Annotated in this window: 22 protein-coding genes; 10 read left to right on the forward strand and 12 right to left on the reverse strand. The window is 65.3% G+C overall.

Annotated features, from left to right (window positions below):
• Positions 1–84: 84 nt before the first annotated feature.
• Positions 85–402: a hypothetical protein gene (locus FG93_RS03260; protein ID WP_043231578.1), complete on the forward strand. Its 318-nt coding sequence runs from the start codon at positions 85–87 to the stop codon at positions 400–402.
• A 136-nt stretch (positions 403–538) separates the two neighbouring features.
• On the opposite strand, the gene FG93_RS03265 is transcribed toward FG93_RS03260, so the two are convergent.
• The 4 genes from FG93_RS03265 to FG93_RS03280 form a co-directional block, all read right to left on the reverse strand.
• Positions 539–1228, reverse strand: coding sequence for an ankyrin repeat domain-containing protein (locus tag FG93_RS03265; RefSeq protein WP_043231579.1), 690 nt, complete (start codon positions 1226–1228; stop codon positions 539–541).
• A 282-nt stretch (positions 1229–1510) separates the two neighbouring features.
• On the reverse strand, positions 1511–1999 hold the full coding sequence (locus FG93_RS03270) for a heme-binding protein (RefSeq protein ID WP_043231581.1): 489 nt from the start codon (positions 1997–1999) through the stop codon (positions 1511–1513).
• Positions 2000–2134: 135 nt separating this feature from the next.
• Positions 2135–2734 (reverse strand): response regulator transcription factor, encoded by a 600-nt coding sequence (locus FG93_RS03275; RefSeq protein WP_043231583.1) that lies wholly within the window; start codon positions 2732–2734, stop codon positions 2135–2137.
• The gene (locus FG93_RS03280; RefSeq protein ID WP_152579274.1) at positions 2731–4284 is read right to left on the reverse strand and encodes a sensor histidine kinase; all 1554 of its coding nucleotides are present in this window, start codon (positions 4282–4284) and stop codon (positions 2731–2733) included. The genes FG93_RS03275 and FG93_RS03280 overlap by 4 nt, the downstream gene beginning before the upstream one ends.
• 128 nt (positions 4285–4412) lie before the next feature.
• Between FG93_RS03280 and FG93_RS32235 the strand changes: the two genes are divergently transcribed.
• The 4 genes from FG93_RS32235 to FG93_RS03305 all read left to right on the forward strand — a co-directional run bounded on the left by FG93_RS32235 (position 4413) and on the right by FG93_RS03305 (position 8336).
• Positions 4413–4682 (forward strand): hypothetical protein, encoded by a 270-nt coding sequence (locus tag FG93_RS32235; protein ID WP_052513303.1) that lies wholly within the window; start codon positions 4413–4415, stop codon positions 4680–4682.
• A 30-nt stretch (positions 4683–4712) separates the two neighbouring features.
• Complete coding sequence (locus FG93_RS32785) at positions 4713–5414, forward strand: hypothetical protein (RefSeq protein WP_161783763.1); 702 nt, start codon at positions 4713–4715, stop codon at positions 5412–5414.
• An 803-nt stretch (positions 5415–6217) separates the two neighbouring features.
• Positions 6218–6874: a response regulator transcription factor gene (locus FG93_RS03300; protein WP_043231942.1), complete on the forward strand. Its 657-nt coding sequence runs from the start codon at positions 6218–6220 to the stop codon at positions 6872–6874.
• A gap of 4 nt (positions 6875–6878) precedes the next feature.
• The gene (locus FG93_RS03305) at positions 6879–8336 is read left to right on the forward strand and encodes an ATP-binding protein (RefSeq protein WP_043231587.1); all 1458 of its coding nucleotides are present in this window, start codon (positions 6879–6881) and stop codon (positions 8334–8336) included.
• A 36-nt stretch (positions 8337–8372) separates the two neighbouring features.
• Here FG93_RS03305 and lpdA read toward each other — a convergent pair whose 3' ends face one another.
• The 5 genes from lpdA to FG93_RS03330 are packed head-to-tail and all read right to left on the reverse strand — an operon-like array spanning position 8373 to position 13664.
• Positions 8373–9770: a dihydrolipoyl dehydrogenase gene (lpdA, locus tag FG93_RS03310; RefSeq protein ID WP_043231945.1), complete on the reverse strand. Its 1398-nt coding sequence runs from the start codon at positions 9768–9770 to the stop codon at positions 8373–8375.
• A 4-nt stretch (positions 9771–9774) separates the two neighbouring features.
• The gene (locus tag FG93_RS03315) at positions 9775–11088 is read right to left on the reverse strand and encodes a dihydrolipoamide acetyltransferase family protein (protein ID WP_043231589.1); all 1314 of its coding nucleotides are present in this window, start codon (positions 11086–11088) and stop codon (positions 9775–9777) included.
• A complete protein-coding gene (locus FG93_RS03320) occupies positions 11088–12104 on the reverse strand; it encodes an alpha-ketoacid dehydrogenase subunit beta (protein ID WP_043231592.1) in 1017 nt (338 codons plus the stop codon). The genes FG93_RS03315 and FG93_RS03320 overlap by 1 nt, the downstream gene beginning before the upstream one ends.
• A 4-nt stretch (positions 12105–12108) precedes the next feature.
• Positions 12109–13338 (reverse strand): 3-methyl-2-oxobutanoate dehydrogenase (2-methylpropanoyl-transferring) subunit alpha, encoded by a 1230-nt coding sequence (locus FG93_RS03325; RefSeq protein ID WP_043231594.1) that lies wholly within the window; start codon positions 13336–13338, stop codon positions 12109–12111.
• Entirely contained in the window at positions 13335–13664 is a 330-nt protein-coding gene (locus FG93_RS03330; RefSeq protein ID WP_152579277.1) for a hypothetical protein, read from the reverse strand. The genes FG93_RS03325 and FG93_RS03330 overlap by 4 nt, the downstream gene beginning before the upstream one ends.
• A gap of 130 nt (positions 13665–13794) precedes the next feature.
• Here FG93_RS03330 and FG93_RS03335 point away from each other — a divergent pair, with 130 nt between their 5' ends.
• Positions 13795–14289, forward strand: coding sequence for an Lrp/AsnC family transcriptional regulator (locus FG93_RS03335; RefSeq protein WP_043231596.1), 495 nt, complete (start codon positions 13795–13797; stop codon positions 14287–14289).
• A 21-nt stretch (positions 14290–14310) separates the two neighbouring features.
• Here FG93_RS03335 and FG93_RS03340 read toward each other — a convergent pair whose 3' ends face one another.
• Both FG93_RS03340 and FG93_RS03345 read right to left on the reverse strand, forming a co-directional pair.
• A complete protein-coding gene (locus FG93_RS03340) occupies positions 14311–17316 on the reverse strand; it encodes a cyclic nucleotide-binding domain-containing protein (RefSeq protein WP_161783764.1) in 3006 nt (1001 codons plus the stop codon).
• 261 nt (positions 17317–17577) lie between these two features.
• Positions 17578–17883, reverse strand: coding sequence for a hypothetical protein (locus FG93_RS03345; RefSeq protein WP_043231599.1), 306 nt, complete (start codon positions 17881–17883; stop codon positions 17578–17580).
• A gap of 160 nt (positions 17884–18043) precedes the next feature.
• Here FG93_RS03345 and FG93_RS03350 point away from each other — a divergent pair, with 160 nt between their 5' ends.
• The 4 genes from FG93_RS03350 (at position 18044) to FG93_RS03365 (ending at position 22113) form a co-directional block, all read left to right on the forward strand.
• Complete coding sequence (locus tag FG93_RS03350; RefSeq protein WP_043231601.1) at positions 18044–18727, forward strand: Crp/Fnr family transcriptional regulator; 684 nt, start codon at positions 18044–18046, stop codon at positions 18725–18727.
• 140 nt (positions 18728–18867) lie between these two features.
• Positions 18868–19260, forward strand: coding sequence for a FecR domain-containing protein (locus FG93_RS03355; RefSeq protein WP_244448475.1), 393 nt, complete (start codon positions 18868–18870; stop codon positions 19258–19260).
• Positions 19257–21095 carry a CHASE2 domain-containing protein gene (locus FG93_RS03360; RefSeq protein WP_052513307.1) on the forward strand — a complete coding sequence of 613 codons (1839 nt, stop codon included), beginning with the start codon at positions 19257–19259 and terminating at the stop codon, positions 21093–21095. Before FG93_RS03355 ends, FG93_RS03360 begins: the two co-directional genes overlap by 4 nt.
• A 79-nt stretch (positions 21096–21174) precedes the next feature.
• Positions 21175–22113, forward strand: a complete 939-nt coding sequence (locus tag FG93_RS03365; protein ID WP_043231954.1) for a homocysteine S-methyltransferase family protein — start codon at positions 21175–21177, stop codon at positions 22111–22113.
• A 51-nt stretch (positions 22114–22164) separates the two neighbouring features.
• Here the strand turns inward: FG93_RS03365 and FG93_RS03370 are convergent, their stop codons facing one another.
• Complete coding sequence (locus FG93_RS03370; protein WP_043231604.1) at positions 22165–25335, reverse strand: adenylate/guanylate cyclase domain-containing protein; 3171 nt, start codon at positions 25333–25335, stop codon at positions 22165–22167.
• Between the last annotated feature and the right edge of the window lie 159 nt (positions 25336–25494).

Genomic DNA, 25494 nt, shown 5'->3' on the forward strand with positions numbered 1-25494 from the left:
GAATTCGCGCTATACAATCCAAGTGAGAAATCTAACCCTTGAAACGCGGCGTGTTGAGGCAGCCTGCGAGCGGGGGAATATGGCATGGCGTGGCCTGACGTCGCTGATCTCCCGTACTGGATTCATCATGTTCTGGTCACGATCGACGACGTAAATCTGCGCCGCAAGCTCGACGCCATGGATGCGTGGCTCAGTCTGCGCGAAATTCCCTATCGCGTTGTCGCCCTGCCCAGGGACAAGACGACGATACGACTCTGCTTCCTGGAAGAAGAATCTGCCCATGCGTTTCGGGAGTTTGCCGGAGGGCTGAGCGTGTCGTCCGATGAGATCACGCTCGCACAGGCGGCGGATCCGGCCAATGATGATTTCTATTGCGTGCTTGAGCACCAGTTGGCGGATTGAAGCCAGCATGGCGCTTGTCCTCCCCGGTCGGGAGCGTTCCAAGGTTCCGTGATCGCGAAGGCCTGAGGTCGACCGCCAAACGTGAGGCCCCTCCGGATAACCAGCGCCCGAGAGCTGTCGCGGCGCTCGGATTCGATCAGCGGACCCGCTTGCCTTCAAGCGCGTCGACGATTGCCTGATATCCGCGTGTGCGGGCATGCTGCAGCGGCGTAACACCGTCCCGATCGGCGATCCCGGGATTGGCGCCGGCGGCGACCAAAGCCCGCACGGTCGCGACATGCCTTGGGCCGCCATTGCCGAGCACCACCGCCTCCATCAGCGCCGTCCAGCCAAGATTGTTGACGTGATCGAGGGGCGCCCTCGCCTTGATCAGCTCTTTCACGATGCCTTCATGCCCAAGATGGGCGGCGGCGATCAGCGCAGTGCCGTCATAGCGGCTGGTGACAAGCGTCGCAGCCGCTCCAGCAGCAAGCAGAGCCTTCAAGGTCGGTACGTCGTCACTGACTGCGACGATGGTTACGGCGTCATAACGCTGCTGATCGAGGAGCGCAGGGTTCGCTCCCGCTGCGATCAGAACACGGGCCGCACCCCCCTGCCCGCGAAAGGCCGAGACATGAAGCGGCGTGCGGCCGTTGCCGTCCCGGGCGTTCAGATCAGCGCCAGCCGCTGCGAGGCGGCCGATCTGGTTGACATCGCCGGACGCGGCGGCGGCGTGGAGGCCCTGGTAGGCAGACAACTCCGCGTTGGTCGGCGGCGTCTGCGCCCGCACTTGGCCGGACAGGATGCCGCCAGCGAGGATCACGGCGGCGAACAGCGTTCTCGACATCGACCCACTCCAGCAATCCCAAGGGCGGCCGAACCGTCGGCCGCCTTCATTCACGCGCCTGGATCATCGGGCCGGATATCGTATCCGGCCCGATGATCTAACCTTTTGTGTTTGCATCGGCTTTGCCCCGAAAACCGCAATCCACTTTTCGGGCCGATGGCCTAGCCTTCGCATCGGCTGCCCCGAAAACCGCAATCCACTTTTCGGGCCGATGGCCTAGCCTTCGCATCGGCTGTCCCGAAAACCGCAATCCACTTTTCGGGCCGATGCTTTAAGACCGTCTCAGCGCAGCTTCGCCTTCACCTTCTCGATGCCGGCATTGGCGCATTCCTCGTCAAGATGCCCGCCCGGGGCTCCCCCGACTCCGACCGCACCGACGACCTCATCGCCAACCTTGACCGGCACGCCGCCGCCGAGCAGCAGGAAGCCTTCGATCGATCCGAGATGGCGGGCAGCCGGGTTCTTCTCGGCGCCTTCGGCGATCGCCGAGGTGGCGTTGCGGGCAGAGGCGGAGGTGAAGGCCTTGGCGCGGCTGGCCTCAACGGTATGCGGTCCGGCCCGATCGGCGCGAAGCATGGCGCGCACGAGCCCGGCGCGATCGACGACTGTTGCCGTCACATTGAAATTCTTGGCCGCGCACGCCTCGACAGTGGCCTGGGCGAGTTCCTGGGCGATGGCCAGCGGCATGTTCCGCTCCTGGAGAACCTGAGCCCCGGCGGCGACGGGGGCAAGCGCAAGGGCTGAGGCGGCGGCAAGGCGGATCAAGGACATGACTTCTCCGGTGCTGAGCGTTATCGAACCCTGTGCTCGACGGAAGAAGGTTAGCCCAAGGCCGCGGCAAAGATTATCGGTGCGGTGCCGGAGCCATCTCCGTAATCATACGGAGGCGGTCCGAGGGCCAGGCCCTTAAAGCGCGGCCCGGACCATGGCGGCCACCGAAGTTGCGCCGAGCTTTTCGCCGATATTGGCACGATGGGTCTCGACTGTGCGCGGCGAGAGGTCGAGCGTGCGTGCGATCTCCTTGGTCGAGCGGCCCTGCGCGACCAGATCGAGGATCTCGCGCTCGCGCGGGGTCAAGCGGGCGAGCAGCGCGGCCCGCTCGGTTCGCTCTGCCTGATCTCGTCCGAGGTCGTCGAACTGCGCGAAACCTGCCTCGATCGCCTCGAGCAGAACCTGCTCGTCGACCGGCTTGGTCAGAAAATCGACGGCTCCTGCCTTGAATGCCCGCCGGCAGGCGCTGACATCGCCGTGGCCGGTGATCACAACCGTCGGCATGCACCCTGCCTCAGTGGCCATCCGCTCGAGCAGCTGCAGGCCCGACACTCCCGGCATGCGGATATCGACGACCAGGCATCCATCCTGCCGCGGATCCAGACGATCAAGAAAAGCCTGCGCGCTCGAAAACGGCTTCGCTGCGAACCCCATGGTCTTCAACAGCAGGGTCAGCGCGTCCCTCACATCGCTATCGTCATCGACCAGATAGACCGTGCGTGCCGCCGTCTTCATTCTGCAGCAACCTTGCGTTCCGCGATCAAGGCGGGGAGACGGATCGTGAAGACGGCCCCGCTCGCCGCTCCGTTGCGGACTTCGATGCGTCCGGCCGCGCTTTCGACCAAACGCTCGCATAATGGCAGGCCAAGGCCCATGCCACCGCTCTTGGTGGTAAAGAACGGTTCGAAGAGGCGCGCCATATCCGCGTCCGCGATGCCGCTCCCCTGATCCGCGACCGAAATCTCGGCCTCCCCTGCAACCTCCCGGACTGTGATCGTGATCACGCGCCGCTCCTCCGGCACGGCATTGAGCGCCTCGGAGGCGTTTCGAACGAGATTATGCACGACCTGTTCGATCGAAACGCGATCCACAACCGCCCACGGCGGGATGGGGCTTAGTTGCAGCTGCAGAGTGATCGCGCGCTCCTGCAGGTCGCGCTGGACCAGCTCGACGACATTGCGGGTAATCTGGTTGAGATCGGCAGGCTGCCGGAACGGGTCGCGTCGTGAGACATAAGCCCTCAGCCGCTCCAGTATCTCGCCTGCCCTCCGCGCATGACGGACATTGGCTTCAAGCACGCTCACGAGTTCGTCGGGGGCCTTCCCTCCCGACCGGGCCAAGCGAAGGCCCGCCTGGCTCTGACTGAGGATTGCCGTCAGGGGCTGGGTTATCTCATGGGCGATGCCGGACGCCATTTCACCGACTGTATTGACCCGCATCGCATGGGCCAGCCGGGCCTCGTGCTGGTGCAGGCGCATGGCCTCTCTCGCCCCCGCCGTCCTTCGTCTCTCGCGCAGGATCACCAGCAGCAGGAAGACCCCGAGTCCCGTCGCGGCCAGAGCGACGAAAGCGGTGCGCCGCGGGAGGAGGTCCGCCAGAACCGGCTGCCCGGATAAATGCAGGACGAGCGGCTGTGACCGACTGCCGAGAGCCCTTTCGTAGGAGAGACGGGGGATCACTCCCTGTTCAGGAAGGGCTGCCCCGGTCTGCACGAGGATTGTTCCGGCGGCATCCCGAAGCACCAGAGCGATCTCGTGGGGCAGGCCGCCCTCGGGTTCGACCAGGAGCTTGCCGTCGATCACCAGGACGAGCGCACGGGTTTCGGAAGCACTGTCTGGAAGGCGCTTGACCAGCGCATAGAATGGCGCCCCCGTCCGGCTGGCAACCGTTCCCGCCTGGCCCGGCACGAGTTCGCGGAGCTTCTCCGCAAGCGCCGCCATGTCGAAATCCCGGAGATCAGATGGCGAGCTTCCGGAATCCATCTCGGATGCCCGTGCGAAGCCGATCAGGGCAACAGCAGCGATACGCGGGTAGAAGCGCTGCATGGCCTCCACAACAGCCTGGAAGGTTGCGGATGATGCGTCCGAGCTTGCGAGGACAGCCGCGAGGCTGGTGAGATGGGCGTCGTGCTGATCGACACGCTGGGACAACACGCGATGCAGTGTGCCGCCGTCGCGCTCCACCCCATCCCGCACCCGGGCGAATTCGGCAGCCGCCGCCAGGGCAAGGGCGACGAGCGCCAGCGGCAACCACAATCCGACAAAGGCAAGGAAACGTTGCTTCACGAGGGGCGCCTAATTTGGGTCAACCTATCGCGCAAGCCCTCTGCCGTCACCGTCGCGCTCGCTGCGGGCACCGCCCCCTACCCGATACGACCGGCTTATCCAACGCCCCGTTTCCGGCATCAGGCGAGATGCCGGACCAGCGCGAGGCTGCTTGCAGCCTCGCGCATGGGTCGGTTTCAGAGACGACCGTTCCGGTGATCCACTCTGCGGCCACCCCGGATATGACCCGACGGGTCATCCATGCCGCGTGCGCGACGCACGTCGCCGATCGGATCATCCGCCCCGCGCCCACGCCGAGCCTGATCGACTGCATCGTTTGGCTGGCCAGCTTGCGCACGCGCCTGGTCGCGTGCAGCGTCGGCCTGCGCGCGGGCCTGGTCACGAATTGCATCAGCTAGCGCGCGGGCCTGATCGCGAACTGCATCAGCTTGGGCGCGTGCCTGATCGCGGGCTGCATCTGCCTCGCGCTTTGGCACGCCCTGAGCGCGTGCCAGGTCACGAGCAGCATCCGCCTGCGCGCGGGCTTGGTCGCGAATCGCATCCGCCTGCGCGCGGGCCTGATCGCGGACAGCGTTCGCCTGGGCGCGCGCCTGGTCGCGAACGGCATCCGCCTGCGCGCGAGCCGGATCACGGGGTTCATTCGCCTGGCGATCGCGCCTGACATCACCGACCGCATCGTCGGCGCCACGCCCATGCCGAGCATGGCCGACACCATCATCGCCGCTGCGGCCACGGCCATCGGCAGCGCTGCTGCCGGCGCTCGACGAACTGCCAGGACCGCCGCCGCTGTCGCCGCCGTGGCCACTGCCACCGCTACCGCCGCTGGAGCCGGAGCCGGAACCGCTTCCACCGCCGCCCCCGCCGCCACTTCCGCCTCCGCCGGAGCCACCGCTGCCCCCGCCGGAACCTCCGCCTCCAGAGCCACCGCCCCCGCCGCCGTCGCGCGCCAGGATGATGCGGGCTGCGTCGTCATTCGATGGCGCACCCTTGGTGTAATTGTCAGTTGCATCTTGAGGGAACGCAGCGTCGAGAGCATTCTGGGCCGGGAGCGAGCTGTCGTCACGGATGGCGGCGCTGACGCCCTGCGAGCCGGTGGCCGCCACCAGCATGGTGGTTGCCAGCATAAGTGATCGCAATGTCATGATCGTATCTCCTTGCCATAGCCACCGCCGATCATTCTCTCATTGGTGACGAAGAGGAGTCTGCGCGCCCTCGAGCCTCGCCAGCCTGACACGGCATGTCAGGAAACTGTCAGCTTCGGTGGCGTAGCTTCGGAAATTACCATGCGACAGTCACGCACCATCGCGCTCCGGCGTGCGCTCCCGGCCCTTGTGGTCGCGTTTGCGCTCGTCACGACGAGCCTTGCCTCGGTTGCGCCCGTCCTTGCCAATGAGGGCGGCGGGGGAGGCGGCGGCGGCTCCGGTAGCGGAGGCTCCGGTGGCGGAGGTGGAAGTGGAGGCGACGGCGGAGGGTCATCGGGCGGGAGCGGCGGCGGGTCGTCGGGCGGAAGCGGCTCCAGTGGTGGCTCCGGCTCCAGTGGTGGCTCAGGATCCAGCGGCGGTTCCGGCGGGGGAGGGGGGGCCGGGGACAGTGGTAGCAATTCCGGCAGTGGCAGTGGATCCGCGGGGAATCAGAGCTCCGGAGACAATCAGCGCGGTCGGTCGGGCCGCAGTGGTAGCAGCGGTCATCAATGGGGCAACACGAGCGCCGATTTCGCACGTCAGGCCACCCAGGGGGGGCAGGTCGTTTCACTCGGCGCCGTGCTGTCGGTCGTGCGCGCGGCCGTTCCCGGTGATGTGCTCGAGGTCGACCTGCGCCTCGCCCCCACGGGCGAATGGCGCTATGAATTATTGGTTCTCGACGGCACAGGCCGCTACCGCGAAGTCGTAGTCGATGCCCGGCGCAACCGGATCCTCCAAACGCGGAGGCGATGATGAGAATTCTCGTCGTGGAGGACGAACGGCGCATCGCCGACGACGTCGCCGCGGCGCTTGCCGATGCGGGTTATGTTCCGGAGGTCGTCCATGACGGAGAGGCCGCCTGGTTTCGCGCCGAGACGGACGATTTCGATGCGCTCGTGCTCGACCTTGGCCTGCCGAAGCTCGATGGGCTCTCGGTTGTCCGCAAGCTGCGGGCAGCCTCGGTCAGGACCCCCATTTTGATCCTTACCGCGCGCGGCGCCTGGATGGAGCGCGTCGAAGGAATCGACGCCGGCGCCGACGACTATCTGCCCAAGCCATTTCAGGCCGAGGAACTGGTCGCCCGTGTTGGCGCGCTCATTCGCAGGGCCGGCGGCCACCTGACGCCTCAACTGGTCTATCGTGACCTCAACATCGACACGCGCCGCAGAACGGTTGCTGTTGGGGGGCGCAATGTCGAGTTGTCGCCGTTGGAATACCGGCTGCTGCGCTATCTCGTGCATAATCAGGGACGGGTCGTGTCGCAAAGCGAACTGATCGACCATGTCTATGGCGGCGATCATGAACCGGACAGCAACGCCGTCGAAGTGCTGGTCGGGCGTTTGCGCCGGAAGGTCGGGGCCGAGACGATCGGCACCCGTCGTGGTCATGGCTACATCATCGGGAGCTGAGTCGATGAGCTCGGGCTCGATCCGCAAGCGCATTCTGACGATCGCAGCCTTGACGATTGCCGTGACGCTCGCGGCCGCTGGCGCGGCCCTCATCCTGGTGTTCGAACAGCATGTCCTGAAGCGTATCGCGATCGAGCTTGAGATCCGCTCCAGTGAACTGGCCAAGGCGTTCGAGCTCGATACGGACGGCAACCCGCTGATCAACCACGATCTCGCCGATGCGCGCTATCAGCTGCCCTATGGCGGCGCCTACTGGCAGATCAGCGAGGGGGAGGTGCAGCATCTGCGCTCGCGCTCGCTCTGGGACCAGATTCTGGATACGAGTACGGTCAAAGTGGAGGACAGGAGCAAGGGCGCATTCGAGATCGACGGGCCGAACAAATCCGAGCTCTATGTGCTCGAGCGCGCGGTGAAGCTCGACGGCGCCAATGGCCCACGGACATTCCAGCTGGCCGTCGCGCTTGACCATGCCGACATTGGCGAGCTGCGCCATGCCTTCTCCCTCGATGTCGCCAAGATCCTGTTCCTGCTCGCATTGTTGCTGATCGGCGGGGCCTGGTTGCAGATGCGGTTCGGCTTGCGACCTCTCCACCAGCTGCGCGCGAGCCTCACCGCCGTGCGCGAAGGCAGGACGTCGCGCCTGACGGGGACCCTTCCGGAGGAGATCAAGCCGCTGGTCGATGATCTGAACAGGTTGCTCGATCGCCAGGATGAGCTCGTGCGCAAGGCGCGTGACAGGGCGGGCCTACTGGCACATGGACTGAAAACGCCGCTCACGATTCTGTCGAGCGAGGTTGCACGCCTGGAGAGGTCCGGGCAGCACGCGCATGCGACCATCCTGCGTGAACAATGCGAAGCGATCAGCGCGCATGTCGAGCGCGAGCTTGCACGAGCACGGACTCACGGTGCGATACAGGCGGTGAGCATGAGAACGCTCGTGCTGCCGATCGTCGACCGGCTGGTCGATCTGATGAGCCGCGTCGACAGCTCCAACAGCATCACCTGGAGCGTCAAGATTCCCGGAAGCGTCAGCGCTGCAATGGAAACCGACGACTTCGCCGAGGTCGTTGGCAATCTACTCGACAACGCTCGCAAATGGGCGCGCAGTGCCGTCACGGTGCAGGTCCACACCATTGACGGCGGCGGCACCGTTCTCTCGGTCACGGATGACGGACCGGGTGTGCCGGGAGACCGGCGCCAGCTGATCCTGCAACGCGGCGTCCACTTCGCTCCGGACAGTCACCATTCGTCCGGGCTGGGCCTTGCGATCGTCTCGGATACATTGGCCGAATATGGCCGGGAACTGATCATCGCCGACACTGAAACGGGCTGCACCATCTCTTTCGAAATTGAGCCGCCCCGGCGCAGCGAACGAAAGCAGGGAGATGCTGCAGTGAAGCTGAGACCTGCCAGTCATCCACTAGGTAGAATGGATCCGGGCAAGGTTGCTTCGGCCGAATGAAGCTCGAGCCGGAGCACAGTCACAGCCGCAATCGCTTCAGATATGAATGGCGTGGCCGAGCGCCTTCAGCGCCGCCTCCTGCACGGCTTCGCCGAGCGTGGGGTGAGCGTGGATCGTTCCCGCGATATCCTCGAGCGTCGCGCCCATCTCGATGGCGAGCCCAAAAGCCGCACTGAGTTCGGAGACGGACTGCCCGACCGCCTGGATACCCAGGATCACATGGGTGTTGGCCTGCGCGACGATGCGGACAAAGCCCTGCTCGCTGTGCAGCGTCATCGCACGGCCACTGGCGGCGAGCGGAAACTGCCCGATCTTGATCTCGAAGCCGGCACGGAGCGCCTCGTCCGGCGAGAGACCGGCCGAGACGATCTCCGGATCGGTGAAGCAGATCGCCGGAATACAACGCTTGTCCCACGCGCGCGGCAGGCCGGCCACGATCTCCGCCACCAGCTCACCCTGCGCCATGGCGCGGTGCGCCAGCATCGGCTCGCCGGTGACGTCACCGATCGCATGGATACCGCGCATCGAGGTCTCGCAGCGCTCACCGATGCGGATGAAGCTGCCATCCATGTCGAGCACCAGCTCCTCGAGACCGAGATCGGACAGCACCGGCTTGCGGCCAACTGTGACGAGTATCGTGTCCGCAGCGATCCGCCGTTCCTTGCCTTCCGCCGCTTCAACCAGCAGGGACTTGCCATCCGGAGCCGCGCCGCGCGCCTTCGCTCCAAGCAGAAGCTCAACGCCGAGCCTCGACAGCGATCGTTCGACCGGCGCGGTCAGCTCGGCATCGTAAAGCGGGAGAATCTTTGGCAACGCCTCGACGATCGTGACCTGCGAGCCGAGCTTGGCAAAGGCAATCCCCAGTTCGAGGCCGATATAGCCGGCCCCGACCACCGCCAGCCGCGCGGGAATCTCGGGCAGCGACAACGCCTGCGTCGACGAGATCACCGTGTCACCAAAGGGCAGGAAGGGCAGTTCGACCGGTGCCGAGCCGGTGGCGATAACGATTGTTTCGGCCCGAATCAGCTTCGGCCCCGTCTCGGTCTCGACGGCAACGGTCTTGCCGTCACGAAAGCGAGCGCGGCCATGGACGATCTTGACCTTGGACTTGCGCAAGAGCGCGGCGACGCCGTTGTTCAGGCGCTGGACGATCCCGTCCTTCCAGCCGATGGCCTGCTTGAGATCGAGCGCCGGCGCCGAGGCCGTGAGGCCGAACGGCGTCTTGCCCTGAGCAGCTGCGGCCAGCTTCTCGTATTCGTCGGCAACATGGATCAGCGCCTTGGAGGGGATGCAGCCGACATTGAGGCAGCTGCCGCCGAGCTTCGCGCTCTCGACGATCACTGTGTCGATGCCGAGCTGGCCGGCCCTGATGGCGCAGACATATCCGCCTGGGCCGGCGCCGATGACGAGCAGTTTGCAGGTGATCTCGATCATGGCGTCAGGCATCCACGAAGAGCGTTGCCGGGTTTTCCAGTAGCTCCTTGAGCCGCTGCACGAAAACGGCCGCATCCCAGCCGTCGATGACGCGATGGTCGAAGCTCGACGACAGGTTCATCATCTTGCGCGGGACGAAGCTGCTCCCATTCCACATCGGTCGGACCATCATCTTGTTTACGCCGACGATGGCGACCTCGGGATGGTTGATCACCGGCGTGGTGGCAATGCCGCCGAGCGCGCCGAGCGACGTGATGGTAATGGTGGAGCCGGTCAAGTCGTCACGGGTCGCGCTGCCTTCGCGTCCCCGGTCGGCGAGGCGGCCGAGCTCGCGGGCGCAGTCCCAGAGATCGCGAGCCTCGGCGTGTTTCACGACCGGCACGATCAGCCCGGAGGGCGTCTGGGTCGCGATGCCGATATGGATGCCGGCATGCTGGTGAACGATCCCGGCCTCGTCGTCGAACAGAGCGTTCAGGTTCGGCTGCTCGGCCAGCGCCTTGACCAGCGCCCGCATCACGAAGGGCAGGAGTGTCAGCTTCGGTCGTTCCGGCGTCGGCTTCTTGTTCAGGACGGCGCGCAGATCCTCGAGCGCGGTGACATCGACCTCCTCGACGATGGTGATGTGCGGGATGCGCGCCTTGGACAGCGCCATCTTCTCCGCAATCTTGCGGCGCAGGCCGACGATCTTGACGTCGGTGACTGCGGTCCTCCGCGCCAGCCCTGGTGCGCGTTCGGCCTCGGGCCCGCGCAGCACGAAGCTGTCGAGGTCCTCATGGGTGATGCGCCCCCCCGGGCCGGAGCCCGCGACCTGGCGCAGATCGATGCCGGCCTCGCGCGCCTTCAGTCGGACGGCCGGCGAGGCGAGCGGCTTCTCGCCAGCCTGCCGTCTCGGTGCGGCGCTCAGCGCGGGAGATGAGACAGCGCGCGGCTTGGGCGATGGAGCGGGCCTGGTCTCGGCCGGCTTTGCCGGAGCGGAGGCAGGCGCTTCGTTCTTAGGCCCAGCGGCAGGCTTCGTGGCAACGACCGGCTCGGGCGCCTCGTTCGCTTCCGCCTCGCCTGCCTCGGCCGCGCCTTCGCCTGCAACCTTCAGCCGGACCAGCGCCGAGCCGATCGCGACGGTGTCGCCGATATCGGCGCCGACCCAGACCACCTCGCCCTCGACCGGCGACGGGATCTCGACCGTCGCCTTGTCGGTCATCACGGCAGCAAGAAGATCGTCCTCGCGCACGATGTCGCCGACCTTGACGTGCCACTCGACGAGCTCGGCCTCGGCAATGCCCTCGCCGACATCCGGAAGCTTGATGACCCGTTCCGCCATCATCGGCTCTCCATGATCTCGCGCAGGGCGGCGCCGACACGCGCCGGGCCGGGGAAATAGGCCCATTCCTGGGCATGCGGATAGGGCGTGTCCCAGCCGGCGACGCGCATGACCGGCGCCTCGAGATGGTAGAAGCAATGCTCCTGCACCAGGGCGGTGAGCTCTGCGCCGAAGCCCGAGGTCAGCGTCGCCTCGTGCAGGACGATGCAACGGCCGGTCTTGCGCACGGAGGCCACGATCGTGTCGAGATCGAGCGGCAGCAGGCTGCGCAGGTCGATGACCTCGGCGTCGATGCCGGTCTCTTCGGCCGCCGCCTCGGCGACATGAACCATGGTGCCATAGGCGATGATGGTGACGCTCGCGCCCGCGCGCCGGATCGCGGCCTTGCCGAGCGGCAACGCGAAATGGCCGTCCGGCACCTCGCTCAGCTCGTGTTTGGACCAGGGCGTCACCGGGCGATCGTGATGACCGTCGAACGGGCCGTTATAGAGCCGCTTGGGTTCGAGGAAGATGACCGGATCGGGATCCTCGATCGCTGCGATCAACAGGCCCTTGGCGTCATGCGGATTGGAAGGCACCACGGTCTTCAGCCCGGAGACATGGGTGAAGAGCGCTTCCGGACTCTGACTATGCGTCTGGCCGCCAAAGATGCCGCCGCCGGTCGGCATGCGGATCACCAACGGGCAGGTGAAATCACCGGCCGAGCGATAGCGCAGCCTGGCCGCCTCCGAGACGATCTGGTCGTAGGCCGGATACATGTAGTCGGCGAACTGGATCTCGACGCAGGGGCGCAGGCCATAGGCCGCCATGCCGACCGCGGTGCCGACGATGCCGAGCTCGTTGATGGGAGCGTCGAAGCAGCGGTTCACCCCGTATTTCTGCTGCAGGCCATGGGTGCATCGGAACACCCCCCCGAAGAAGCCGACATCCTCGCCATAGACCACGACATTCTCGTCGCGACCCATCGAGACATCGAGCGCCGAACGGATCGCCTCGATCATCGTCATCCGAGCCATCGCGTCAGACTCCGATCTGCTGACGCTGCCGGCGCAGATGCGGAGGCAGTTCGGCATAGACATCCTCGAAGATGTCGCGTGCCGAGGGCTTGCCGCCGGCATGCAAGGTGCCGTGGCGTTCGGCCTCCTTCTGCGCGGCGATCACGGTTGCGAGAATCTCGGCCTCGGCCTGTTTGTGCCGCTCTTCCGACCAGGCCCCCAGTGCGATCAGATGCTGTTTCAGCCGGACCAGCGGGTCGCCGAGCGGCCAGCCTTCCGATTCATGCTTGGGGCGATAGGCGGAGGGGTCATCCGAGGTGGAATGGGCGCCGGCACGATAGGTGACGTATTCGACCAGCGTGGGCCCAAGATTGCGCCTGGCTCGCTCGATCGCCCATTGCGCGACCGCATAGGTCGCAAGGTAGTCATTGCCGTCGACGCGCAGGGCCGGAATGCCGAAGCCGAGGCCGCGCGCCGCGAAAGTGCCGGAACCGCCGCGGGCAATGCCCTGGAAGGTCGAGATCGCCCACTGATTGTTGACGACGTTGAGGACGACCGGGGCCTTGTAGGTCGAGGCGAAGACCAGGGCGGCGTGGAAATCGGATTCCGCCGTCGAGCCGTCCCCGACCCAGGCAGCGGCGATCCTGTGATCGCCCTTGATCGCCGAGGCCATTGCCCACCCCACCGCCTGGACGAACTGGGTGGCGAGATTGCCGGAGATCGAGAAGAAGCCGTGCGCTTTCGACGAGTACATGACCGGAAGCTGGCGACCTTTGATCGGGTCGCGCTCGTTCGAGTAGATCTGGCACATCATGTCGACGAGCGGATAATCATGCGCGATGAGGAGCCCGGCCTGACGATAGGTTGGGAAATTCATGTCCTCCGGGCCAAGCGCAATGCGGAAGGCGCAACTCACCGCCTCCTCGCCGGTGTGCTGCATGTAGAACGAGGTCTTGCCCTGGCGCTGCGCCATCTGCATGCGGGCGTCGAAGGCGCGCAACGTCATCATGTGGCGCATGCCCCGCATCAGCGCCTCCCTATCGAGATCTGGCACCCATGGGCCCACGGCCTGGCCCTCCCGGTCGAGCACGCGGATGATCGAATACGCGAGATCGCGAATCTCCTTGGGGTCGATATCGACCGGGGGCCGGCGGACCGAGCCCGCTTTCGGGATGACCACGTTGGAGAAATCCGGCCTGCCGCCGGGGCGGCTGGCGGGTTCCGGGACATGAAAGCGCAACGGCTGATCGGTCATGCCCGCACTCCGGCAAGGGCGCCCTGCCGACACGCATGCAGCGAGCCGACATAGAATGAACCCGGCTCGTCGCCGAACTCGAAAGCCTCAACAGCTGCGAGCGCCGGGTGGCGGGCAAGGCGGAAGCCGATCTCCGCACAATCCGAGACGCCCTCGGTCTCGATGACCATGCGGATCGCGGTTCGTCCGTCATCTTGCCGGGAGCTCGACAGTTCGACAAGGGCGAAGCCGAAGCGCTGGGCATCGACCAGAAGCCTGACCAGCCCGTCATAGGCGTCGCTGGTCGACGCTGTAACCACCATTCGCCGTTGCGTTCGCCCGGTCATCGTGCCTTCCCCCGTCGCAGCAACGACGGTAATCCGGCAAACGGAAAGAGATTTCCCGAAGGTGCTCGACCTTTGCAGATATCTCGGTCAATTCTTCTGCAATTCTCTTCAACTGCGGAAGATTCATCCGATGTCCGGCAAGACCAGGCGCAGCGACGCTCTCGATCCTATCGACCGGCGGATTCTGTCCGCTCTGCGGGCCGATGGCCGCCTGACCACGACCGCATTGGCCGAGAAGGTCGGGCTCTCGCACTCGCCCTGCTGGACGCGGGTCCGGCGGCTGGAGGAAAGCGGCGCAATCGAGCGCTATGTGGCAGTGCTGGATCACGCGGCGCTGGGGCTCAACAACACCGTCTTCGTCGAGATCACGCTCGACAAGCACGACGACAAGGTGCTCGACACGTTCGGGGACGCGCTGGCGCGCATTCCCGAAGTGGTCGAGGCTCATCTCGTCACTGGCGAATACGACTATCTCGTCAAGGTCGTGGTCAGCGGCACCGACCACTACGAGCGTTTCCTCCGGGAGACGCTGTACCGGATCCCCGGAATCCGCCAGTCACGCACGACCTTTGGTCTCAGGACGCTGAAGCGGGCGATCTCGGTCGATCCGCTGCAATTGCCGTGACCCGCCATGCCCCTGGCCCGTTCAGTGCCGCTGGCTCAGCGTAACGACATTGTCCTGCAGGCGCCGGACGATCAACCGCGTCACCGAGAGCGCCATTTTCGGGAACTCCGTCAGCAGGGCGACGAAAACCTCCTTGCGCAAGCGGAGCGCCGTTAGCGGCGTGGTCGCGATGACCGTTGCCGAACGGGGATCATCGGTCACGATCCCCATTTCACCGAACAGGCTGTTGGCGTTCATGGTCGAGATGCGGACAGGCGGTCCCGACGTCTCGGACAAGACGTCGGCCGAGCCCGTGATCAGCAGATATGCGGCGTCCGACTCGTCGCCCTGGCGAAAGATGACATCCCCCGCCGCGAACTCGACCCGCTCGCCGGTGAAGGCCAGCAACCGCAGGCGTACCGTATCGACATCGGCAAAGATCGGCACGGAACGCAGGGCACGCAGCTCGATGCTGCCAGCGTCCAGCTGATCGCTCCCAAACGCCTCGTCGGACTGAGCTTGCGTTTGAACCGCCGCGTCGGTGGAACTGACGGAGTTGGTTCCATGGAATTCAAGGCTGGCGTCGAAGCGACCCAGTTCCGCAATCTGCCGGCCGACAACGAGAACGGTCCGCCCCTTCATGAAGGTCGTGATCCGCGCGAACAGCCTGGCAGCCTCGGCCTGACCGAAAGACACCAACGCGTCGTTCAGGATCAGGATCTGCGGGCGCTTGATCAGGCAACGCGCCAGAGCGACGGCCGCCCTCGCCGCCGGGAACAGGAACTGCCCGCCATAGCCGGCCTGTTGCTCAAGCCCCCAACGATAGACATCTCGCTCAAGGCCCAGCTCGATCAGGCTCTCACGGATGGCCTCGAGTGCGCGCTCCGCATCGGCGGCACTGCTGCTGGCAACGCAGCCGAACAGCAAGTTGTCGCGCAGGGGCGCCGCCGGGCAATAGCGGGCCGGATCGTAGAAGGCGATGGCATCCGCCATCGCCGGGCTGGCCTGCGCGCGGAAAGCGCGCCGCGCCGCGAGAATGCGGACCTCGTCCGCCTCGCCCAGCAGCCCCAGGCGATGCCGCGGCTCCGCATAGAGAAATGCCAGCGCGATCAACCGGGAGCGATCGACCTCCCGGAGCGTGCCGGCCTCGGCCCGCCCGAGAATGACCTGATATTCCGGGAACTGGTCAGCGGAGATGAAGGAGAACTGCTCGAACAGGACGTGATCGGGTGGAAGATCGCGAAAGATCTCAAGCATGGTCGCTGCGATACGCCGCCCTATCTGGGTCAGGAGCGTGGTCAACCCTTGCGCGTCCAGAATGGAACGGACCAGCTTGTGACTGGCCAGGCGTTCCCCGGCGAGCCCGGGATCGGTGACGACACCGAAGAGGATATTCTCGCCGATGGTGGCATTCCGTGTGTATCGCTCGGGATCGTAGGGCTCCACGGCATCACCCGCCCCGCGTCCAATCAGCCTGGAGCGAATTCTCCCGCGGATCTCGGCGACCTTGTTGACGATCTCGGTCGGGTCGTCCGCACTGAGTTGGCGCTGAAGGCCGAAGCGAAATACCGTTTCGGCAAGCCCGACCACACCCAGCACCTCGACCAGAAGCAGTTCGAGCTCGGGCCTGCTCGCGACGCCGGCGCCATTGAAATCGAGCAACCAAGGCGGCGCCCCCGCCTGAGCCGGAACAGGGCGGCGCAGGCCGTAGAGTATGTTGTCGCGCAGGGAAGCATCGAGAATGACGGGTTCGCTTCCGAGATAGGCCAGCGTCCGCCCTCTCCGTTCGGAGGACAACGAAGCCAGAGGAATTCCGGCCAACGTCACCGCGCCGTCGAACGGCCCCATGCTGCCCCCGAGCACACAAGCGAACGCAGCCGCCCCCTCCCCCGCCTTGTCGATCAGGGCGAAATTCCCCCCCAAAGGCAGGGCGAATGAAACACGCTCGAGCAGCCGGTCGCCGGCCGGCCCAAGAACCGTCAGCCCCTTGGCCGCGATCATGCCTTCACCAAGCACGATCCCCTCTCCCGGGGATGGGGCGAGCGGCAGTTCAGGCGCCGGGGCATCGTCCAGCGAGAACTGCTGGGTGACCTGCTGAAACCGCGCCTCGACGTCGAGGCGCTGCTGATCCCAGTCGATCAGTTCCTTTACTGGCGTCGGCAGGTCACGATAAGCGGCGATGACCGCGACGAGCTGGCCGATGTCGAGCCGGCCGGTCAGAGCAAAATACCCCCCAATCGTATAGAACAGGAATGGCGTCAGCTGGGCCAACAGGTTGTTCAGGAACTTGACCGCGAATTTGCGCCCATAGAGCTGGTAGCGGATGCCGAACAGCCTCTCGAGGCGCGCCGCGACGAGTTCCTTCTCGACCGCAGAGGTCCCGTGGCCAGCGACCTCGTCAAGCGACTCGACGACCTCGCCGATCTTGCCGGCAAGAGCCCGCGACTCGAGCTGGCGCTGCTGCCCGAGCCGTATCTGCTCACGCCGCATCCGGGGAATGATAACGGCCTGCACGAGAACGATGCCTGCCGCGATCGAACCCAGCGCCAGGTTCTGCAGCAGAATGAAGATGAGTGCGGTCAGGGCCTGACCACCGAGCAGAACCGGCTGGATGAAGGCATCACCGACGAAGCCGCCGATCGGCTCGACCTCGTCCTTGATCACAGTCGCGGCCTCGGACGGTTTGAGCCGGCGGCGCGCCTCGGGCGTGAAACTCAATAACGTCGCAAAAAGGTCGGCGCGCAGGCGCTGCAGCAGCCGTTCACCCAAGGCCCCCTTGCGCATGTTGATGACGTATTTGAAGCCACCATTAATGAGGACCAGCAGCAGGAACAGAACGGACAGGGCAAACAGATAGCCGATGCGGTCGAGCGTAAGGCCGCTCAGAAGTTCACGGCTGCCGCCGAGCCAGGCAGGAAGGGAGAGCGAAAACCGGAAGAGCCGTGCAGTCTCCGACCCACCAGAAAAGGCGCGGCCCTGAATGGCGTCCGTGATGATGTATTTCGGCAGCTCAAGCGAAAGATAATAGAAGGGGAAAGACAGCAGCACGACCGCGATGATCTGGAGCTGCTGGCGCCGGCTGTTTCGCCAGATATACGCAAACAGCCCTGTTGTTGACGCGCTCGCGTCAATTGGCGCCTGACGCGCGGCCTGCGCTGCCGCCTGTCCTGGCGGCGAGCGCAGGCGCCGTGCAGCCTGTAGGGAGGAACCATCCGCCATGGAGCGCAACTGGCCTGTGATGTGAGCGCCGCGCTCCAGCGTACCGCAATTTTCTGGTGTTGCGGACAATAGGTTCCCTGCGCCTGCGCATCAGTTCAGCGTATCCGTCTGCCCCCAGGGACGCGGCATATGACGGTTCAGCGGGCCCCACTGAGCGGCCTCGGCCTGGGTCAGCCCGATATCGTTCAACGTATGCGCATCCATGGCAACGTTCTGCGACTGACCCCGCTGCGCGCCAAAGGCCAGCGCCAATGACGTGACCAGCGCGCGGCTCACGCGCGTGACCCTGCCAAGGAACGGGCACTCGCCCGCCGTCGTGACCGTCTCGGGCTCGTGCAGTGGGTCGAGGGAGGTTGTCCTGAAAGGCGTGGAATGGGCGTTGGCGGTGTGGTGCACGGCTAAACTCCCGTTCGGAGCGACACACACAGCGATTGCGGGCTGCAGCCGCTGCGGCCTACGGGCGGGGTTTTCTGCCGTTCTCATGCTATCTTCTGTGAAACAGCTCACACAGGCGCCAGCTCTTCGCAGCGATGGAGAGAACAGGGGGGACTGACGAATGCGTAGCGCGCCTCATCTGGTCGTTCGGCTTCTATCGGTGAACCCGTTCTTCGCGGGGCTTGCTCACGATGCCCTGGCCAAGATCGCAGCAATTTGCCTGCCAAGGCACCTGGCAGCGCACGAGGTCCTGTTCCTGAAAGGCGACCCTGGCGATGGCCTCTACGCCATCCGCCATGGCCGGATCCGCATTGGCACCACGGACGATGCCGGCCAGCAGATGACGATGAATCTGTTGGGCGGCGGCGACGTCTTCGGGGAGATCGCCCTCCTCGATGGTCGCGCCCGCAGCGCCGATGCCATTGCGTTGGAAGACACGGAAATGTTCTTCGTGCCGCGGCGCGATTTCCTGAATCTGCTCGACAACGAACCCCTGATTGCAATCCGGCTGATCGAACTGCTCTGCGAGCGTCTGCGCGGTATGAGCGAGCGCATGGAGGACACAGCCTTCCTGCCAGCCGCGTCACGGCTGGCGCGACGCATCGATGTGCTCATCACCGACTATGGCAGCGAGCTGCATATTTCCCAGGAGGAACTGGCGGCGCTGACCGGCGTCACCCGCGAAACCGTGAACCGCCAGCTGCAGCGCTGGAAGCAGGTCGGCATTCTCTCCCTTGGGCGAGGCCGCCTCGTGATCCATAATGTCGACAGCTTCCGGCGGTTGGCGAAGACCGGAGCGATCTGAATACCGAGCATGAGAGGCTTGCCATGCGCTTCCTCCGTTTCTCGATTGCCGCTTGCGCCATCTGCGCATTGATCCCGCCCGCCGCCGCACAACAGCCTACGGGCTGCACCCCGTCAGCGCGGACCGATCCGCCGAGAACCGTGTTTCAGTGCAGCGGTGGCCTGGTCATCGAGGCGGAGGCCGCCACCCGCTTCCAGATCCAATCGCCGCAGCCCGGCCGCGCGATCCAGTCAATCGCATTGGACGGCAAGGGCCTGCTGGTTGACCTGCCCCGTCGTCGCGGCCCCCTCCAGATCCTGACGCCCCACGCCATCGCCTCTGTCCGCGGCACGATCTATGCCGTCGACGTAACGGCCTCGACGACATCGGTGTTCGTCGCCGAAGGACGCGTCCGAGTCACGCGCCGCGATGGCACGGACCCCGTCGAGCTCAGCCCCGGCGATGGTGTTGACGTCTCCCAGGGAAAGCGGCTCGACGTGCGCCGCTGGCCCCGCGAGCGCGCCGCAGGGCTGCTTGCTCGGTTCGGGCGGTGACCTCGACGCGCGGCGTCCGCCTGCCCGCGTCGTTCAGCATTCTCTGCCTCGTGCTCGCCGCGCTCTGGTCCGGATTTCTGGGGCGAATGCATCTCGCGGGCGAGCGCAGTCCTCTCGATCGCGTCGAGGCGGCGCTCGCCGACATGCGCCTGCTTGTTACGGGCCGACGCTCAGCCCCCGGCGAAATCGTCATCATCGCCATCGACGACGAAACTGTGGCGCAGCAACGGGGCTACCCGCTCCAGCGCTCCGCTCTGGCGCGGCTGATCCTCGCCATTGGAACTGCCGGCCCACGTGCCCTTGCACTCGACCTGCTGCTCGTCGACGCGGCCTCGCCCGAGACAGATGAGGCGCTTGCCCAGGCTCTCGAACGAACGCCCTCACTTGTCGCCGCTGCCGGCCGCTTCGACCGGGATGAGGAAGGGCGCTCGCAAATCCCGGCAGCGAGACAGATGCTCTGGCCCCTGTCGCCGTTCGAGCGGTTCGCAGCCGTCGGTCTCGTCAATATTTCAGCCGATCCAAGCGGCACGCCGCGGCATGCGCCGCTGCTCTTCCAGACCGACCGTGGCGTCATGCCCTCATTCGTCCTGAACGCAGCGGCGCGCTTCAAGGGCAAGGATCCGGTGTTCGGCGTCGATACGGTGCGCCTGGCAGACAGCACAGTGAAGCTCGACCTCGGCTTCCATCTTCCGCTCCGGTTCTACGGCCCGCGCGGCAGCTTCGAAACGATCAGTGCAAGCGGCCTGCTTGCGGGCACCGTGCCTACAGAGCGCCTGAAGGACCGTATCGTCATCGTCGGCGTCACCGCCACAGCGATCGGCGACACCTTCAGCACGGCCTTCGATCCCGTGACGCCGGGGGTGGAGGTGCTGGCGACCGGCATCGCTCACCTGATCGGCGGCACCGGGCTGGTCCGGGATCACGGAGTGAGGCTGCTCGACGCAGGCGTGGCACTCGCGCTGGCCACCGGCGCCGTCCTCTTCATCGTCTCTGCTCCGCTCGGCATCGGTCTTGGCGCGGCGGTCTTCGGTCTCGGCGCCTGGCTGCTGGCCACCATGGCGCTCTTCGTCGAAGGCTATTGGCTCAGCTCGGCGCTGCCGCTGGCGTCGGTCATTCCACCTGCCGTGTTCGCAATGGTCCTCAGGCAGGCATGGGATCGCCGCCAGGCAACGGACATCGCCCGTTCGGAAGCCGCCTTGCGCCAGTTTCAGCCGCCATTGCTCGCAGATCGCATTGCACGAGACCCGGGGTTCCTACGCGAACCGGTGCAACAGACGGTCGCAATCCTGTTCGTGGACCTCTCGGGCTTCACGCGGCTGAGCGAGCGGGCCGGCCTCTCGCGGACACGTGAATTTCTCAAAGCGTTTCACACGCTCATCGAGAACGAGGTGACCGCGCATGACGGGCTCGTCATCTCCTTCATGGGCGATGGCGCGATGATCGCGTTCGGGATTCCAGATCCGCGCGCCGATGATGCCGGTCGCGCCTTTTCCACGGCCTGGGCACTGCTCAGGGATATGCGCGAGTGGACCACCGACGAAGAGGTTGCGATTGGCCGTCCGGATCTTCGAGTCGGCGTCCATATCGGCCCGGTCATCGTCTCCCGCCTCGGGCACGAAGCGCATCAGCACATCACGGCGACCGGGGACAGCGTCAATGTCGCGAGCCGCTTGATGGAAATCGCGAAGGAGCAAGGCGCGGCGCTTGCCGTTTCAGCAGAGCTCCTCGCCGCATCCGGCGATATCCGGAAGCGCCACCGCGAACCCGACAGCATTCGCACGGTCGGGATTCGTGGCAGGCGCCAGCGCATGTCCGTCGCGCTGTGGCGCGCCTGACAGCATCTGTGATCCAGATCACAGAATGCATCCGCCATTCCGGGAAGGGTGCGCGACCGTCGCACACAGGGGAACGGCCATGGCCAAGTACAGGGCGATACTTCCACGGATCCTGACGCAGGAATTCCTCACCGACGGCGGACTGGAGACGACACTCGCCTTTCGTGATGGGCTTGAACTGCCGTTCTTCGCGGCCTTCCCGCTCGTCCGCAGCGAGGAAGGCCGAGCCCGCCTCAAGGCCTATTTCCAGCCCTATCTCACCCTCGCCGCGGAGTATGGAAAGGGCTTCATTCTGGATACGCCGACCTGGCGCGCCAACCCCGATTGGGGCCGCAAGCTGGACTACTCGCGCGCCATGCTCGAGGAGGTTCAGAGAGCCTCGGTTCAACTGGTGATGGAGCTGCGCCCTCACTACGAAACCAGCGATTCAAGGATCGTGATCAACGGCGTGATCGGGCCGCGTGGGGACGGTTACCGGATCGACACGCGCATGAGCGCGCGGCAGGCACAGCTTTACCACCAGGATCAGGTCAAGACATTCGCCCGCACCGAAGCGGACATGGTGAGCGCCATCACGATGACCTACAGCAACGAGGCAATCGGCATCGCGGCCGCTGCGCAGGCTCACCGTATGCCCGCCGTCATCTCCTTCACCGTCGAAACGGATGGCAGGCTCCCGAGCGGAGAAACCTTGGGCCATGCGATCGAGCGTGTCGATGAGGCGACCGAGGCCTATCCCCTCTACTACATGATCAACTGTGCGCATCCCCTGCATTTCGAGCGGGTGATCTCCGGCAGTGCGCCCTGGCTCGACAGGATCGGAGGCTTGAGGGCGAACGCCTCGACCTTGAGCCACACCGAACTCGACATGGCGACCGAACTCGATGCCGGCGATCCGCTCGACCTCGCCCATCGCTATCGCAGCCTGCGCAAGCAACTCAAGAATGCGCGTGTCCTCGGAGGCTGCTGCGGCACAGACCTGCGCCATGTCAGGGCGATCTGCTACGCCTGTCTGTAGTGTGACGGGAGATCGAGCCGTTGCGGCGGCTGCTCGTGCCGTGCCATCGGCCTATGACGCCAGCTGGCCGGCGACGCGGGACAGGTCTGCCGCGGCGGCCGTCTCCCGCAAGGCGCGCGACACAGCCCCCGACAGATCGCCAAAGCGCGCGAGAGCGTCCAGACGCGCGTCGACCTCGGAATCACGTCCCTGCGGGCTGAGGTGGTCCCGTAGCGAAGCCAGGCATCGGTGCTCCAGCACGGGAGAGTTCAGTCGCCTTGCCTTCTCCACCGCCGAGCGCAACGCCGCCTCCGCATCCTGCCGCTGCGCCCGCGCGCCCCTTGCCATGATGCTGGCCTGGATCCGATCCAGCTCCGGTTCCAGCCACAGCGAACCGCTCCGCGACTTCAACGCAATCGCCCGGTCGCAGGAGGCTTGTGCCTCCGCCAGTTGCCCGAGTCGAAGCTGCGCTTCGGCCAGATTGGCGAGATAGCCAGAAAGGGACAGCACATAGCCCACATGTTCGAATGCTGCGATCGCCTTCTGCATGGTTGCTGCGCCGCGCGCGAGATCGCCCTTCTGACAAAGCCCCCAGCCCAGAAACGCCGCGCCATGGGCCCGGAAGCCTGCGAGCCCATGCTGCTCTGACAAGGCCACCAGCCGCCCGGCCTCCTGCATCAGCTCTTTGGTTGCGTTCGAGAGCCCGAAGACCCAGCCTCCGACATAGGACATCGGAATCGCCGCGGAATGAGGGTGCCGCAAGGCGTCCGCGGAACGAAGCGCATCGATGCCTATGCGCAGGGAATCGTCGACATTGCCAAGGCAGAAATGGGCGAGGCTGAGCAGCGATCTGGTGTGAATCTCGGTGTTCTGGCCGAACATGAATGTGCTGGCCTCGTCGCGATCGCGCTCTCCGAAGAGCAGGGAGCGTTCGAGGTGCTCGATCGCCTCGTCGGCCTTGCCCTGGCCGAGCCGCACCATGCCAATCAGACGGTGCCCGATGGCTCGGCCGGAACCATAGTCCGCGCGCTCGGATCGATCGAGGAAGTTCTCGGCCAGCGAGGCGGCTTCAGGCACATCGCCGCTGCAATTGGCGAAGGTGAACTTTCCGAACAGAAACGGAAACATCAATGCGGACGGCTCGTCTTCGGTGCAAAGCGCCAGCCCGCGCTCGCAGCATTGCAGCAAGCCTGCCGATGTCGGCCCTTGCGCGGCGGTGATGGAACCGACCAGCGCCGCCTGAAGGCCGCGCTCGAGCGTGGTCCGCACCATCTCGTCCGGCAGTTTTTCGAGCAGGGACAAGCCGTGACGAATATGCCCGATGGCCTCGATATGGGCGGAACGCTGTCCGGCACTCGCCCCAGCCCTGAGCCAGGCCTGGACGGCCTCCTGGTAGCGGGCTGCCTCGGTGAGATGGTGCGCAGTGACCTCGGGCAAGGGGATATCGACGCCGTCCCCCTGGTCCAGCAGGCCCAGGATGCGGTCATGGATCGCGCGCCGTTCGGCGGCGAGCATCGATTCATGGGCCATGCGCTGAAGCAATGAATGCCGGAACTCATAGCGGATTTCCCCACCTATGCGCTTTGGCAGGAGAAGCTCGGCATCGACCAGCGCCTCGACCGGCTCCATCACCTCCCCGATGCCCTTCTCCAGGACATGGGCGAGGAAGATCGGGGTGAAGGAACGGCCAATACAGGCTGCAGCCTGCACGACGGGGCGCGCGCCCGGGCGTCGATCGAGCCGCTCGGACATCAGTTCCGCGAGGAGAAGCGGAACATTCGACGGCTTGCGGATGGGATGAGGCGTCTGGATGTGTTCGTCGATCAGAGAGAGCACGAACTGCTCGACAAAGAGCGGAACGCCTTCGGCTGCAGCAACCGCCTGGGCGATCTTCTCGGGAGGTAGTTCCTCCGAACCCGGAATCGCTTGCGCCAGCGCGAGACTCTGCTCACCCGACAGCGGCCCCAGCGACACGACTTCGTCCGGCTCCGGCAACCCGTCGGCGCGCGGGAACGGTCGTGCGGTCGCCACCACCATCAACGCCTCATCGTTACCTGCGGCCAGAAGCTCCCGCAAAAGCTCGGCCGAGGACGGGTCGAGCCAATGTGCGTCCTCGATCACCACAAGGGTCGGCTGTCGGCGGGCCGTGCGCACGATGACCGAGATGACGAACTCATACTGCTTACGTTTGAACAGCGTCGGGGCCGGGGCAAACTGCTCCCGGATTCCGGTCGCAGCCAAGCCGATCAGGCTTGCCAGTATTTCATTGTTCTCCGGCGTGTTGAGGCCGATTTCGTCAAGGACGGCGCCGATCTTCGCGCCGCGGAGCTTGTTGTCGTCCTCGAACTTGAGACCGGCCCGTGCCCAGAGGAAGCTCGCAACGGGGTAGAGCGGCGTGCTCGCGAACAGCTCATGGCAATAGGTCATGTAGATCGCTGCGCCGGACAGCGCGGGATGACCACAGATCTCCGTGATGACCTTCGTCTTTCCGACGCCGGCTTCCGCGGTCACGAGAACGAACTGTGCCCGCCTGTCGCTCGTCGCGCCGGTCCAGCGCGCAAGGATGCGCTGCAGATGGCTTTCCCGGCCGGCAACGATGGGGATGCGGCTCGAGACGCCAACTCGGCGCCGCGCCGTTCCCAGCCGCTCCCGGGCAATCTCGAAGACTTCGATCTCACGGGAAAGGCCGCGGATGGGTCTTGCCCCGAGGGCTTTGACGTCGAACAGACCGGCGGTGAGGTCGGTGACCTCCCGGGTCGCCACGACTGTCCCAGGCGCTGCCTCGGCCTGCAGTCGCGCTGCGAGATTGATGGCTTCGCCCACTGCACCCAGTTCGCTGGAGCCGCTGCTGACGCGGGCAGGTGCCATCACGACGAGGCCTGTGTGAACGCCGATGCGCGCCGCGATTTCGGGAACGGTGCCATCCTCGACGGCCGTGTTCAGCGTCTTGATCCGCCCCATCAGCTCGAGGGAGGCACGAACGGCCCGTTCTGCGTCGTTCTCGCGGGCCGTGGGATAGCCGAAGAAGATGAGGACACCGTCGCCCGTGAAACTCGCGACGAAGCCGCCATAGCGCTCCATCGTCGCCAGGGTCAGTTGTTGGTAGCGGCGTTGAACGAGACGCAGTTCCTCCGGATCAAGCTGCTCCGACAACTGGGTGTAGCCGACGAGATCGACGAAGACGATCGTGACGTAGCGCCTCTCGGACACGTGTTTTCGAGGCTCGGCTTCGCTCATCGTCATCGCACAGCCTCCTGTATCGCTAATGTCGGCGCTCGGTTACTGTCTCGTCAGTTTGAATATGACCGCATATCGTCGTAGAGTGAAGGCATTACCTAGCTGTCTCTTGTTTTTCAGCCAGTATACGGGGGCGATCGTTCATGCCTGCCTCAAGAATATCGC

It is taken from the genome of Allobosea sp. LC85 (assembly GCF_000735605.1).
In the GTDB taxonomy this organism is placed as follows: Bacteria; Pseudomonadota; Alphaproteobacteria; order Rhizobiales; family Beijerinckiaceae; genus Allobosea.

Coding starts and splice junctions, on each gene's coding strand:
- FG93_RS03260 (WP_043231578.1), top strand. CDS start 85: ATGGCGTGGCCTGACGTCGCTGATCTCCCGTACTGGATTCATCATGTT.
- FG93_RS03265 (WP_043231579.1), bottom strand. CDS start 1,228: ATGTCGAGAACGCTGTTCGCCGCCGTGATCCTCGCTGGCGGCATCCTG.
- FG93_RS03270 (WP_043231581.1), bottom strand. CDS start 1,999: ATGTCCTTGATCCGCCTTGCCGCCGCCTCAGCCCTTGCGCTTGCCCCC.
- FG93_RS03275 (WP_043231583.1), bottom strand. CDS start 2,734: ATGAAGACGGCGGCACGCACGGTCTATCTGGTCGATGACGATAGCGAT.
- FG93_RS32235 (WP_052513303.1), top strand. CDS start 4,413: ATGCCGGACCAGCGCGAGGCTGCTTGCAGCCTCGCGCATGGGTCGGTT.
- FG93_RS03300 (WP_043231942.1), top strand. CDS start 6,218: ATGAGAATTCTCGTCGTGGAGGACGAACGGCGCATCGCCGACGACGTC.
- FG93_RS03305 (WP_043231587.1), top strand. CDS start 6,879: ATGAGCTCGGGCTCGATCCGCAAGCGCATTCTGACGATCGCAGCCTTG.
- lpdA (WP_043231945.1), bottom strand. CDS start 9,770: ATGATCGAGATCACCTGCAAACTGCTCGTCATCGGCGCCGGCCCAGGC.
- FG93_RS03315 (WP_043231589.1), bottom strand. CDS start 11,088: ATGGCGGAACGGGTCATCAAGCTTCCGGATGTCGGCGAGGGCATTGCC.
- FG93_RS03320 (WP_043231592.1), bottom strand. CDS start 12,104: ATGGCTCGGATGACGATGATCGAGGCGATCCGTTCGGCGCTCGATGTC.
- FG93_RS03325 (WP_043231594.1), bottom strand. CDS start 13,338: ATGACCGATCAGCCGTTGCGCTTTCATGTCCCGGAACCCGCCAGCCGC.
- FG93_RS03330 (WP_152579277.1), bottom strand. CDS start 13,664: ATGACCGGGCGAACGCAACGGCGAATGGTGGTTACAGCGTCGACCAGC.
- FG93_RS03335 (WP_043231596.1), top strand. CDS start 13,795: ATGTCCGGCAAGACCAGGCGCAGCGACGCTCTCGATCCTATCGACCGG.
- FG93_RS03350 (WP_043231601.1), top strand. CDS start 18,044: ATGCGTAGCGCGCCTCATCTGGTCGTTCGGCTTCTATCGGTGAACCCG.
- FG93_RS03365 (WP_043231954.1), top strand. CDS start 21,175: ATGGCCAAGTACAGGGCGATACTTCCACGGATCCTGACGCAGGAATTC.
- FG93_RS03370 (WP_043231604.1), bottom strand. CDS start 25,335: ATGACGATGAGCGAAGCCGAGCCTCGAAAACACGTGTCCGAGAGGCGC.